A 12,989-nucleotide genomic window follows, 5' to 3' on the forward strand; every position below is an offset into this window, starting at 1 on the left:
GTGGAAAGGGGTAAAGCGGACCCCGCGCGTGCCGCGGGGTCCGCTCTCCTCACTCGGTCATCCGACCCAGCCGTGTCAGTGGCTGTGAGCGCTTCCGGCACCCGCCGGAAGGCGGATGGTCTCGATCAGCTCCTGCACGTCACGCGGCGGGGCCGCCGTCACCTTGCTGACGGCGAAGGCCACGAGGAAGTTCAGAAGCATGCCCACCGAGCCGATGCCCTCCGGAGAGATGCCGAACATCCAGTTGGCCGGGACGTCGGCGGCGAACGGCGTGATGAAGATGCCCTTGAAGTACAGGATGTAGCCCATCGTGAAGATGAGGCCGGTCAGCATGCCGGCGATCGCGCCCTCGCGGGTGATCGTCCGGGAGAAGATGCCCATCAGGATCGCCGGGAACAGCGATGCCGCCGCCAGACCGAAGGCGAAGGCCACCACCTGGGCCACGAAGGCCGGTGGATTCCATCCGAGATAGCCCGCGATCAGGATGGCCACGGCTGCGGCCAGTCGGCCCGCCGTCAGTTCCTGTTTCTCCGTGATGTTCGGGGTAAGCGCGCCCTTCATCAGGTCGTGCGAGATCGAGGACGAGATGACGAGCAGCAGACCCGCGGCCGTGGAGAGCGCGGCGGCGATCCCGCCCGCGGCCACGAGCGCGATCACCCAGTTCGGCAGGTTGGCGATCTCCGGGTTGGCGAGCACCATGATGTCGTTGTTGACGGTCAGCTCGTTGCCCTTCCAGCCCCAGGCGGAGGCCTTCTCGGCGAACTGCGGATTCTTGTCGTTGTAGTACTGGATGCGGCCGTCGCCGTTCTTGTCCTGGAACGCCAGCAGGCCGGTCTTCTCCCAGCGCTTGAACCACTCGGGGCGCTGCTCGTACTCCAGATTCGCGGTGGCGACGCCGACGTCGCCGTTCTGGATCGTGGTGGTCAGGTTGAAGCGGGCCATGGCGCCGACCGCCGGGGCCACGGTGTAGAGCAGGGCGATGAACACCAGCGCCCAGCCGGTGGACGAGCGGGCGTCACGCACCTTGGGCACGGTGAAGAAACGCACGATCACGTGCGGCAGGCCGGCGGTGCCCGCCATCAGCACCAGCGTGATGCAGAAGATGTCGATGGTCGTCTTGTTGCCGTCGGTGTAGGCCGCGAAGCCCAGGTCGGTCACCAGGGTGTTCAGCCGGTCGAGCATGTAGCCGCCCGTGGTCAGCTCCGAGCCCATGGCGACCTGTGGCACCGGATTGCCGGTGAGGTTGAAGGCGATAAAGACGGCCGGGACCGTGTAGGCGGAGATCAGCACGACATACTGCGCCACCTGGGTGTAGGTGATGCCCTTCATGCCGCCCAGCACCGCGTAGACGAACACGATGCCCATGCCGACGATCAGGCCAGTCTCGACGCTCACTTCCATGAAACGGGAGAACACGATGCCGACGCCGCGCATCTGGCCGGCGACGTAGGTGAAGGAGATGAAGATCAGGCAGACCACCGCCACCAGTCGGGCGGCCTTGGAATAGTACCGGTCGCCGATGAACTCCGGTACCGTGAACTTGCCGTACTTGCGCAGGTACGGGGCCAGCAGCATGGCGAGCAGCACGTAGCCGCCGGTCCAGCCCATCAGGTAGACCGAGCCGCCATAGCCCAGGAAGGCGATCAAGCCGGCCATCGAGATGAAGGAGGCGGCGCTCATCCAGTCGGCCGCCGTGGCCATGCCGTTGACGACCGGATGCACGCCCTTGCCGGCCACATAGAAGTCGCCCGTGCTGCGCGCCGTGGTGTAGAGGGCGATCCCGAAGTAGAGCGCGAAGCTGGCGCCGACGACGAGATAGGTAAGCGTCTTGAGTTCCATTCCCGTTGCCCCTTCGCTCAGTCTTCGTGAACGCCGTGTTGCCGATCGATGACGTTCATTCGCAGCGCATAGAAGAAGATCAGGGCGACAAAGACATAGATCGAGCCCTGCTGCGCGAACCAGAAGCCAAGCTTGAAGCCGCCGAAATTGATCGCGTTCAGTTGGTCGACGAGAAGAATACCAAATCCATAGGAAACAACGAACCAGATCACCAGGCAAAGCATGATGAGGCGCAGCGATGCCTGCCAATAGCTGTTGCGTTGTGCCGTCTGTGCTGAATCTGCGCTGTTCACTGTCATAAGTGCGATCCCCCTGGATTTTAATATTTTGTGGCGCAGGGCCGTTCGCGAGGGGCTGGGAGCGGCGTTCCACGGCGGGCTTCTCGCGTGACCTGCTTCCCTGTGGTCATATCGTTTTTTCGCGAAGCGGTCTAGAGGAACGTAAACAACGTCAGATAAATAGATGCTTTCACCGATGTCTGGCGGTAACAGGTCCCAGGAAATCCCTAGGCATAGGCGGCAGTGCAGTGCACAACCAACCAGCTCGTTGGGCACACTTCCCCTAACTCAGACATGATTGAGCCCGCAAAATCATAGAACAGTTTTTCCTGTTGGCCTATGTCAGGGGCGTGAGTGCAGTAGCGTTGGTGGTATTGATGGCGTATGTATCCATTTCAGTTGCTGCAATGCAGCAATAATCTAGAAGTTTATCATCGTTGACTTACCGTCATCCGATGATTACATTCTATCAGTCCGTATAGTGCTTGCGCGGCACCGTTTGGTGTAACGTAAGGCGGCAAGTGTTCGTAAAAGCTTTTTCTTGCCTATTCTACAGATATATGTGTGGAACAGGCTCATGCGGCTTTGTGGGCCAGTTTACGCTTGTCGGTATTGCGGAAGGGCGCTGTGCGGTACTTTTTCTTTCTAGTGCGTCACACTCAATCGGCACTTTGGCTTCGGCTGAGGTGCCGTTTTTTCGTGCGGCGATGTTTCGTTGTCCGCCGTACTTCGACGTGACGGAATGACGGCTGGTGGCGGCTCGGTGGCGCGGCAGGGAAAGGCGCGGGATCGTCCACCAAATGGACGTGCCTGTTGCGTCAGCCTTCTTGGGCCGCGCCTTCGGCTAAGCCGGAGGGACCGCGCTTACGCGCCGGTCGAGAGATGCGTCGGAGGACGCCAGCAGGGCGTTGCGGCCCAATGAGCGCGGTCGTCGTGCTCGGAGAACAGCGCGATGGATTCGGCGGGGGTCGATCGGGGCGATGCCACGAGAGGAACGGCCTCGTCGCGGCTCCGTTCGGCGTCTCCGTCGCTGCTCTCCAGGACAGCGACGATGCTGTCCCGCACTGCGTCGTCGGCCATGGTGACCGCCGACTCCTCGGCATTCGCGGATGTGACGGATGTGACGTCGTACTGCACGTTCGTGGGGATGGGCAGTATCTCGGTGTGTGCGCTCCGCGCCGACATCAGCAACGGCACCAATGACAAAAGCAGGGCTATCGCAATGGCCCTGGCTCCGGTCAGCAGGTGAGTTGCCACACACATCATGCGATAATTTGTGCGTTGGTCATGCAAACAAATCAAGTCCTATCTGCGGGCCAATCCCGCGGACGGGGCGGGTTTGCCGGGCGAGGATTTCGCCGCTGTCCGGATCGACCGCGCGGTGCGGCTTACCCCGGCCTTCGCGGTGGTCCCGGTAGCGTCCCGACCGGAGAAAATCCCTCTTGACCCTGTAGTGACTCCAGGGTCCAGGATGGCGCACGACAGGCAGCCGCGCATTCGTTCCCACCGCGGCCCGCCACACCGCCGGTCGGAGTGGATCATGCAGGACAAGACGATGGAGGCCGCCCCACCGGTCATTGGGCAGCCCATGCGCTACAGGGTGGCGGGCATGGATTGCCCGAGCTGCGTCGGCAAGATCGAAACCGCGTTGCGCCGTCTGCCGGGGGCGTCCGGCGTCGGGCTCAACCACCATTCGCAGATTTTGCGACTGACGCTGGACGAGGCCGCGACGCCGCGCTCGGCGGTCGAGGCGACCATCCGCGGGCTTGGCTTCGGGGTCGAGCCCGCCGACACGCTCCATGTCGCCGAGGGCGGCGGCGCAGCGTTCGATCCCACGGCCCGGCAGGAGCCCCGCTGGTGGCAGACCGGCCGGGGCCGGATCGCCATCCTGATCGGACTGCTGGTGGTGGGCGGCTATCTGTTGTCCTGGCTGGTGCCGGGTGTGGCGGATCACGCGCCACTGCCCGCCGCCCTGCTTGGGCTGGCCGTCTTCGGGCGCCGGGCCGTCCGGCTTGCCCGCTCCGGTTCGCCCTTCAGCATCGAGATGCTGATGTCGGTGGCGACGCTTGGCGCGCTCGCCATCGGCGAGGCGGAGGAGGCCGCGGTGGTCGTCCTGCTCTTCGCCATCGGCGAACTGTTGGAGGGTGTCGCCGCCGGAACCGCCCGATCGGGCATCCGGGCGCTGTCGGCGCTGGTCCCGCGGACCGCGCTGCTGATCGAGGGTGAGAGCGCCCGCGCGGTGCCGGTGGAGCAATTGGAGGTCGGACAGCTCGTGCTCGTCCGGCCCGGCGACCGCGTGTCCGCCGACGGCGTGGTGGAGGAGGGCGAGTCCGACATCGACGAATCCCCGGTGACCGGCGAGTCCGTGCCGGTCACCAAATCCGTGGGCTCCCCGGTCTTCGCCGGCGGCATCAACGCCACCGGGGTGCTGCGCGTCCGCGTCACCCGCAAGGCGTCGGACAACACCATCGCCCGCATCGTCCAACTGGTGGAGGAGGCGCAGGCTGCCAAATCGCCCACCGCGCGCTGGATCGAGCGGTTCAGCGCCCGCTACACCCCCGCCGTCATCACCGTGTCGGTCCTGACCATTCTGGTGCCGCCGCTGGGCTTCGGCGGGGACTGGCACAGCTGGATCTACCGCGGTCTGGCGCTGCTGCTGATCGGCTGCCCCTGCGCGCTGGTCCTCTCCACCCCGGCGGCCATCGCCTCCGGGATCGCCGCCGGTGCCCGGCGGGGCCTGCTCATCAAGGGCGGCGCCGCGCTGGAGGCGATCGGCAAGGTGCGGACCATCGCCTTCGACAAGACCGGCACGCTGACCCTGGGACAGCCGCGCGTCACCGACATCGTCCCGCTCGACGGAACCGAACGCACGCTTCTCGGTCTCGCCGCCACCGCCGAGAACGGCTCCTCCCATCCGCTGGCCCGCGCCATCGTGGAGCGCGCGGCAGCCGACGGCGTGCCGCTGCGCCCGGCGCGCGACCGCAAGGCCGTTCCGGGGCGGGCGGTGCAGGCGGTGGTCGGCGGGCGCCTGATCGAGGTCGGCTCCCCCCGTCACGCCATCGAACGGGGCGGCGCCGGGTCCTTGCCCGTCGACACCGTCGCCGCCCTCGAGGAGGATGGCAAGACGGTCGCCGCGGTCCTGGCGGATGGCCGGCCCATCGGCCTTCTGGCGCTCCGCGACGAGCCGCGGCCCGACGCCGCCCAGGGGATCGCCGCCCTGCGCGGGCTGGGCGTGCGCAGCGTCATGCTGACCGGCGACAACCGGCACACCGGTCAGGCGGTCGCCCGGACGCTCGGCCTGGCGGTCGAGGCCGGACTCCTGCCGGAGGAGAAGCTGCGGGCGATCGTGGGCCTGAAGGGGCAGGGGACGGTCGCGATGATCGGCGACGGCATCAACGACGGCCCGGCCCTGGCCGCCGCCGACGTCGGCATCGCCATGGGCGGCGGCACCGACGTCGCGCTGGAGACCGCCGACGCCGCCCTGCTGGGCAACCGGGTCGAGGGGGTGGCCGAGCTTGTCACCCTGTCGCGGGCGACCCTGGCCAACATCCGCCAGAACGTCGCCTTCGCCCTCGGCCTGAAGGCGATTTTCCTGGTGACGACGCTGTTCGGGATCACCGACCTGTGGCTGGCCATCCTTGCGGACACCGGGGCCACGATCATCGTCACGCTCAACGCGTTGCGCCTGCTCCGCCGCAGGGGCGGACGCCTCCCGGCTTCACAGCCGGCTGCTTGAAGGAAGGAATCATGAAGACCACATGGGCGGCCCCGTCCGCCGGCTTGAAACTGGCGGGTGCCGTCGGCGCCATGGTCCTGGTCCTCGACCAGCTCACCAAATGGGCGGCGCTGGAGCAGCTCCTGGCGCCGCCGCGGCTGATCGAAGTGACGCCCTTCCTGAATCTGGTGCTCGGCTTCAACACCGGCGTCAGTTTCGGGCTTCTGGAGAACGACAGCGCCTACGGACCCTGGCTGCTCTCCGGGGCCGCGCTGCTCGTCGTCGCGGTTCTGGTGGTCTGGGCGGCCCGTTCGGACAGCCGCACCGAGGCGGCGAGTTTCGGCGCGATCGCGGGCGGTGCGGTGGGCAACGTCGTGGATCGTCTGCGCCAGAGCGCCGTCACCGATTTCATCGACCTTCACGCCTTCGGATGGCACTGGCCGACCTTCAACGTCGCCGACATCGGGATTACCGGCGGCGTCGGGCTGCTGCTGATCTCCGGGCTGTGGCCGCGACGGGTCGCAAGCGATGAGACCGGTGGGCGGGTCGGCAAGCAGCCCTGATCGCGAGCTTCCCTGGTGGACATCGAGGAGAAAACGACAATGACCGTCCTTCCGTTCAACCGGCGCCGGGCGGTGGCCCTGCTCGGCGCCATCGGCCTGCTGGCTGGCGCGCCCATGGCCCTGGCGCAATCCCCGGGCGCCGCACCGGCTCCGGAAGTCCCCGCGACGGCGACGGCCCCGCGCGTCCTGGGAAGCCCCGACGCGCCCATCGAGGTCATCGAATACGCGTCCCTCACCTGCCACCACTGCGCCACCTTCCACAACGAGGTGCTGCCCCAGGTGAAGAAGGAGCTGATCGACACCGGCAAGATCCGCATCGTCTACCGGGATTTCCCGCTGGACCGGGCGGCCCTCGATGCCGCCGTCCTGGCCCGCTGCGTGCCGCCCGGCCGGTACTTCGCCATCCTGTCGGTGCTGTTCGCCAAGCAGGACGACTGGTCCCACGCCAAGGACCCGCGCGAGAGCCTGACCCGCTACGGTCTGCTGGCCGGATTGCCGAAGGAAACCTTCCAGGCGTGTCTGGACGACCAGGCTCTCAGCGATGCCATCCTCCAGTCGCGTCTCGACGGCGCGGAGAAGCACCAGATCGACTCGACCCCGTCCTTCGTGATCGACGGCAAGACGCACAAGGGGGTGCTGAGCTACGAGGCGTTCCTCAACGCCTTGCGGCCGCTCCTGCCGCCGTCCTGATGACGCGGCACGCCGCCCGTTTCGACGATTCCACGGACTGACACACGGCATGGGCTGATCACATGGCACATCATCATGGTGACGATCATGGGCACGGTCACACGCACGATCACGGACATGGCCACGGGCACGGCCACGGGCACGGCGAAGTGGGCCACAGCCACGACATGCCGACGGTGACCGAAAGCAGCGAGCGCAAGGTCTTCTGGGTGATGCTGCTGACCGGCGGCTTCATGCTGGCCGAGGTGGTGGGCGGCATCGTTTCCGGCTCGCTGGCGCTGCTCGCGGACGCCGGGCACATGCTGACCGATTTCGCGGCGCTGGCGCTCGCCTGGTTCGCCTTCCGCCTGGGCCGCCGCCCGGCCGACCCGCTGCGCTCCTACGGTTACCACCGCTTCCAGGTGGTGGCCGCCTACACCAACGGGATCAGCCTGTTCGCCATCGCGCTGTGGATCGTCGTGGAAGGGGGCGGGCGCCTCGTCGATCCGGTCGAGGTGATGGGACCCCAGATGCTGGTCATCGCCACGCTGGGGCTGCTGGTCAACATCCTCGCCTTCTGGATACTGAGCCGCGGCGGGAACGGGAACCTGAACGTCCGCGGGGCCGCCGTCCATGTCCTCGGCGACCTTCTCGGCTCGGTCGGCGCCATCGCCGCCGCGCTGATCATCCTGTGGACCGGCTGGATGCCCATCGACCCGATCCTGTCGGTGGTGGTCGCCCTGCTCATCCTGCGCAGCGCCTGGAGGATCACGAAGGAGGCCGGGCACATCCTTCTCGAAGGCACCCCGCCGGGCATCGACGCGGCCAGCGTCGGCGCCGCCCTGGGCGAGGTCGCCGGAGTGCTCGACGTCCACCATGTCCATGTCTGGTCGCTCAACACGGAACGCCCCCTGCTGACCCTGCACGCGGTCGTCGAGGACGGCGCCGACCGAAACCGGGTGCTGCGCGACGCCAACCGGGTCCTGGAGGAGCGGTTCGGCATCCGGCACGCCACGGTGCAGCTGGAGCACGGCGGGTGCGCCCACACCGACCAGGGGCACCCGTGACGCCGCTACCGCGGATAGCCGGCGAACTTGTTGACGGAGATCGAGGTCGCCGCCACCTGGACATGCCGGGCGAGTTCCTGCTCGGCCGTCTCCGGCGTCCAGCGGGTGGTGGGGACGGAGATGTTCAGGCCGGCGACCGCGTGCCCATGCTCGTCGGTGATGGCGGCGGCGACCGAGATGTCGCCCATCACCGTCTCGTTGGTCACCACGGCGTAGCCTTTTTCCGCCGCCTCCTGCACGCGGGCGCGCAGGCGGCCGGGGTCGTTCACGGTGAAGGGGGTGAGCGGGCGGAGGTCGGTGCGGGCCAGGATCTCCTCCCGCTCCTCCGCCGACAGGCGCGACAGGATGGCGGTGCCCGAGGCGGTGAAGTAGGCGGGCAGCCGGCTGCCGACCATGATGTCGATGTTCACCAGATGCCGGCCGGGGAAACGGGCGACGAAGACGATCTCGTGGCCGTCCAGCTCCTGCAGATTGGCGGTTTCGCCGACGCTGCGGCTGATGTCCAGCAGGTAGGGCGACGCCTTCTCGATCAGCTCGTTCGCCCGCAGATAGTTGTAGGAGAATTGCAGCAGCTTCGGGCTGAGCGCGTAGTTGCGGGTGCCGTGGACGCGCCGCAGATAGCCCAGCGTCTCCAGCGTGTAGACCAGCCGCTGGGTGGCGCTGCGGTCCAGCCCCGCCGCCTTGGCGATCTCGGACAGCGGCATCTGCCGGTGCGGGCCGTCGAAGGCGTGCAGGATCTGGAAGGTCTTCTCGGTCGAGCCGACGAACAGCGACGACTCGCGCGGGTCGGCCTTCGGCTTCACGGCCGGTGCGGTGTCGGTCCGTTGGTCCTCGCCCTCCGCCATGCCGCCCGTCCTGGTGGTCTTTCCGGCCTTCATGGGTGCTCGTCCTCGCGTCGTCGGCATGGTTCGCCTACGCATAACATCCGGCGCACCGGATGCCACGCGCAAGCGTTGCCACCGGTCAGGCCACCGCGGCCGCCGGCAGCCCTTCATAGGTGGTCAGAAGGCGCGCCAGTTCGCTTTTCAGCGCTTCGCGCAGCTCCGACCGCGGCTCGCGCAGCGGCGGCAGCATCGCCGGAGCGTTCACGCCGATCAGGCCCATCACCGACTTCATCGGGCCGGGGTTGGTCTCGGCGAAGGCGAGGTTCATCATCGGGATGAGAGTGCGGTGGACCTCCAGCGCCTCGGCGGTCCTGCCGGACGAGGCGAGGTCGAAGACCAGGCGCCAGGCGCGCGGCAGGAGGTTGGCCGTGACCACGATGCCGCCCTTGGCGCCGGCGGCCACATGCAGCGGGAACAGCGTGTCCTCGCCGCTCAGCATGGCGAAGGACGGGTCCAGCCCGGCCATGGTGCGCAGGAAATGGTACATGTCGGTGTTGCAGGCCTTCATGCCGACGATCCGCTCGTGGCGCGACAGCTCGTGCAGGACCTCCGGATCGACGGCGATGCGGGTGCGGTAGGGGATCTCGTAGATCAGGATCGGCACCGGCGACTCGTCGGCGTAGCGCAGGAAGTAGTCGCGGATGCCGGCCTGGGTCGGGTTGGTATAGTAGGGCGTCAGGACCAGCAGGCCGTCCACGCCGGCCGCCGCGAAATCGCGGCCCGCGGCCAGGGCGTCGTGATAGCCGGTGTCGAGGACGCCGGCGATGACCGGCTTCCTGCCCGCCATCGCCTCGACCGTCAGTTCGGCGAAGCGGTTGCGCTCGGCCCGCGCCAGTGCGCCGTACTCGCCGGTGCCGCCCAGCGGAACCACCCCGTCGATCCCCTGGCGGTTCAGCCAGGAGAACAGCGCCTTCGACGCCGCGACGTCGATCGTGCCGTCGGCGGTCACCGGCGTCGGGGTGGCGGGCAGAATGCCGCGGAGTTTGGTGGCATCGAGCATGATGTATCCTTGGAAGTGCGAAGAGGTGAGGCGTCGGTGCTGATAAGGATCAGGAGGCCAGGCTGCGCCGGCGCAGCCGGTCCGCGGCGTAGATCAGCACCGCGACGAAGACGAGGAGACCGGTCGACACCGCCGCGATGACGGGGGAGACCTGCAGCGTCACCTCGTCCCAGAACTGCTTGGGCAGGGTGGCGCTGAGTCCGCCCGACGAGAACAGCGAGATGGTCAGCTCGTCGAAGGAGGTGGCGAAAGCGAACAGGAAGGACGACAGCATGCCGGCCCCCAGGATCGGGAAGGTGACGTGGCGCAGCGCCGCCAGCGGACGGGCGCCCAGGCTCTGCGCCGCGAGGTCGAGCCGGGTGTCGTAGTTGCGCAGCACCGCCGTCATCGTCATCACCACATAGGGGACGGCGACGACCGTGTGGCCGATCACCAGACCCAGGATGGTGCCGACCAGCCCCATCTGGGCGAACAGGTAGAACATGCCGACCGCGATGATCATGCGCGGCACGATCACCGGCGACAGGATGAAGGCCAGCATCGCGCCCTTGCCCCGCATCCGGCTGCGCACCATCAGGAAGGCCGCCGGCACGCCGATCGCCATTGACAGCAGGCCGGTGCCGAAGGCCACCACCAGCGAGCGGGTCAGCGCCTGCATCCACAGCGGCGACTGGAAGAGCTGCTCGTACCATTGCAGGGAGAAGCCGGTGGGCGGCCAGGCCAGCCCGGCCTTGCCGAAGGACAGCGGGATCATCAGGAAGGCCGGCAGGCTGACGAGCACCAGCATGGACCACACCAGCGTCCGCAGCGTGGCCGACGGCATCTCGCCGGTGCCGCGCGGGCGGCGGCGCGGGAACAGGCCGAGCAGGGCGTCGCTCGCGGCACCCAGCAGCCCGAGTACCCGGCCGCCCAGCCGCCGCATGGCGGTGTCGCGGTTGTGCGCGGTCTCCGCGGTCTCGCCGGTCAGCGTTGCGAAGCCGAAGACGCGGTCGTAGAGCACGAACACCGCCAGCACCACCGTCAGCAGCAGCACCGAGATGGCGCCGGCGAGGCCCCAGTTCAGCGTCTGCTGGATCTGGTCGATGATGAGCTGGGTGATCATCGTCTCGCGCCGCCCGCCGAGCAGGGCCGGCACGATGAAGAAGCCGATGGCCGACACGAAGACCATGATCGCCGCGGCGGCGACGCCGGGCAGCGACAGCGGGAAATAGACGGTCCAGAAGGCGGTGCCGGGACGCGCGCCCAGCGTGCTGGCGGCGCGGGGCAGGGTGCGGTCGATGTTCTCCATCACCGCCAGCATGGTCATCACCGCCAGCGGCAGCATGGCGTGCACCATGCCGACCAGCACGGAGCCGAAGCCGTAGAGCAGGTCGATGGGCCGGTCGATGATGCCCAGCGACATCAGCGTGCCGTTGATGACGCCGTTGCGGCCGAGGATGATGACCCAGGCGAAGGCGCGCACCAGGAAGCTGGTCCAGAAGGCCAGCAGCACCCAGAAGATCAGGCGGCTCTTCGCCGGCCCCTTGGTGACGGAGATCAGGTAGGCGATGGGGTAGGCCCCGGCCACCGCGACCAGCGTCGTCGCCAGCGAGATCTTCAGTGTGATCCACAGCACGGTGACGTAGAGGCTGGACGAGAAGAGCTGCTGGTAGGGCGCCAGCGTGAAGCCCTGGCCGTTGTAGACGCTGAGCGCCAGAAGCTGCCCGACCGGGAAGACCAGGAAGACGGTGAGGAGCAGGACGATGGGTGCGCCCATCAGCACCGGCTTGCGCCAGGCCGGTGGGGCGCCGCGCCGTGGGGCGGCGTGGGGCATGGTCATGATCTGGTCGCTCATGTCAGGCCGCCTTGGCCGTGGTTGCGGGCATGGCCGCCGGGCCGCGGTCCGCGATCACCACGGCGTCGCGGCTGTCCCAGGACAGCGCCAGCACATCGTCGATGCGGATCGCCTCGGCCTCGTTGCGGGTGGCGAAGGCGGCGACCAGCGGCGGCAGGGCGTCGTCGAGCGGCCGCATGTAGACCTTGGTCAGGCTGCCGGTGACCATCACGTCGGACACCCGGCCCATCACCCCTGCGGCGCCGTTGTCCGAGGGACGAGTGATGGTCAGGTTCTGCGGGCGCACCATCACCCGCACCGGGGAGCCCGGCGGCAGGTCCTGGCCGTTGGCCAGTGCGCGGCCTGGAATGCCGGCGCTGCCCAGCCGGATCTCCGCCTCGTCGCCCAGCCGCGGCCCCAGCACCGCCGGCAGCAGGTTGGATTCGCCGAGGAAGTCGGCGACGAACAGCGTGCGCGGGCGGAAATAGAGGTCGGCCGGCGTGCCCAGCTGCTCGATGCGTCCGGAATTCATCAGGCAGATGCGATCGGACATCGTCATCGCCTCTTCCTGGTCGTGGGTGACGTAGACGACCGTCGTTCCCAGCTCGCGGTGCAGATGCTTGATCTCCAGCTGCATGTGCTCGCGCAGCTTTTTGTCCAGGGCGCCCAGAGGCTCGTCCATCAGGATGATCGACGGCTTGTAGACCATGCAGCGGGCCAGCGCGACGCGCTGCTGCTGGCCGCCCGACAGCTCGCGCGGGTAGCGCCCGGCGATGTGCGGCAGGTGGACCATCTCCAGCGCCTCGCGCGCGCGCTTCTTCGCCTCGGCCTCCGGGATCTTCCGCATCTTCAGCGGGAAGGCGATGTTCTCGGCGATCGTCATGTGCGGGAACAGGGCGTAGTTCTGGAACACCACGCCGATGTCGCGCTCGTAGGGCGGGGCGTAGGTCACGTCCTGCGCGCCGATGCGCACGATTCCTTCGTCGGGCGGAACCAGCCCGGCGAGCAGACTGAGCAGTGTCGTCTTGCCCGAGCCCGAGGGGCCGAGCAGGGTCAGGAATTCACCGTCGGCGACCACGAGATCCGTGGGGGCGAGCGCCACGAAATCGCCGTAGCGCTTGGCGAGGCCCTGGACGGTTAGGCTGGACGACGACATGGCAG

The 12,989-nt window shown here is 67.8% G+C and carries 11 protein-coding genes; 4 read left to right on the forward strand and 7 right to left on the reverse strand.

Annotation, left to right across the window (positions count from 1 at the left end; translation table 11 throughout):
- Positions 1-75: 75 nt before the first annotated feature.
- The 3 genes from JJL56_RS21990 to JJL56_RS22000 form a co-directional block, all read right to left on the reverse strand.
- Positions 76-1,839: a sodium:solute symporter family protein gene (locus tag JJL56_RS21990; RefSeq protein ID WP_200486275.1), complete on the reverse strand. Its 1,764-nt coding sequence runs from the start codon at positions 1,837-1,839 to the stop codon at positions 76-78.
- Between the two features lie 17 nt (positions 1,840-1,856).
- Complete coding sequence (locus JJL56_RS21995) at positions 1,857-2,138, reverse strand: DUF4212 domain-containing protein (protein ID WP_200486276.1); 282 nt, start codon at positions 2,136-2,138, stop codon at positions 1,857-1,859.
- A gap of 843 nt (positions 2,139-2,981) precedes the next feature.
- Positions 2,982-3,197 carry a hypothetical protein gene (locus JJL56_RS22000; RefSeq protein ID WP_200486277.1) on the reverse strand — a complete coding sequence of 72 codons (216 nt, stop codon included), beginning with the start codon at positions 3,195-3,197 and terminating at the stop codon, positions 2,982-2,984.
- A gap of 460 nt (positions 3,198-3,657) precedes the next feature.
- Between JJL56_RS22000 and JJL56_RS22005 the strand changes: the two genes are divergently transcribed.
- The 4 genes from JJL56_RS22005 (at position 3,658) to JJL56_RS22020 (ending at position 8,131) form a co-directional block, all read left to right on the forward strand.
- Positions 3,658-5,853, forward strand: a complete 2,196-nt coding sequence (locus tag JJL56_RS22005) for a heavy metal translocating P-type ATPase (RefSeq protein WP_200486278.1) — start codon at positions 3,658-3,660, stop codon at positions 5,851-5,853.
- 11 nt (positions 5,854-5,864) lie between these two features.
- Complete coding sequence (gene lspA / locus JJL56_RS22010) at positions 5,865-6,395, forward strand: signal peptidase II (RefSeq protein WP_200486279.1); 531 nt, start codon at positions 5,865-5,867, stop codon at positions 6,393-6,395.
- Positions 6,396-6,434: 39 nt separating this feature from the next.
- Positions 6,435-7,085, forward strand: coding sequence for a DsbA family protein (locus tag JJL56_RS22015; RefSeq protein WP_200486280.1), 651 nt, complete (start codon positions 6,435-6,437; stop codon positions 7,083-7,085).
- A gap of 167 nt (positions 7,086-7,252) precedes the next feature.
- Complete coding sequence (locus tag JJL56_RS22020) at positions 7,253-8,131, forward strand: cation diffusion facilitator family transporter (protein ID WP_200486281.1); 879 nt, start codon at positions 7,253-7,255, stop codon at positions 8,129-8,131.
- A gap of 5 nt (positions 8,132-8,136) precedes the next feature.
- On the opposite strand, the gene JJL56_RS22025 is transcribed toward JJL56_RS22020, so the two are convergent.
- From JJL56_RS22025 to JJL56_RS22040, 4 genes are all read right to left on the reverse strand, one after another.
- The gene (locus JJL56_RS22025) at positions 8,137-9,009 is read right to left on the reverse strand and encodes an IclR family transcriptional regulator (protein ID WP_200486282.1); all 873 of its coding nucleotides are present in this window, start codon (positions 9,007-9,009) and stop codon (positions 8,137-8,139) included.
- 85 nt (positions 9,010-9,094) lie between these two features.
- Positions 9,095-10,015 (reverse strand): 4-hydroxy-tetrahydrodipicolinate synthase, encoded by a 921-nt coding sequence (gene dapA, locus JJL56_RS22030; protein ID WP_200486283.1) that lies wholly within the window; start codon positions 10,013-10,015, stop codon positions 9,095-9,097.
- Between the two features lie 49 nt (positions 10,016-10,064).
- Positions 10,065-11,849, reverse strand: a complete 1,785-nt coding sequence (locus JJL56_RS22035; RefSeq protein ID WP_200486284.1) for an ABC transporter permease subunit — start codon at positions 11,847-11,849, stop codon at positions 10,065-10,067.
- 1 nt (position 11,850) lies between these two features.
- The gene (locus JJL56_RS22040) at positions 11,851-12,984 is read right to left on the reverse strand and encodes an ABC transporter ATP-binding protein (protein WP_200486285.1); all 1,134 of its coding nucleotides are present in this window, start codon (positions 12,982-12,984) and stop codon (positions 11,851-11,853) included.
- Between the last annotated feature and the right edge of the window lie 5 nt (positions 12,985-12,989).

Source organism: Azospirillum aestuarii (assembly GCF_016632405.1).
In the GTDB taxonomy this organism is placed as follows: Bacteria; Pseudomonadota; Alphaproteobacteria; order Azospirillales; family Azospirillaceae; genus Azospirillum; species Azospirillum aestuarii.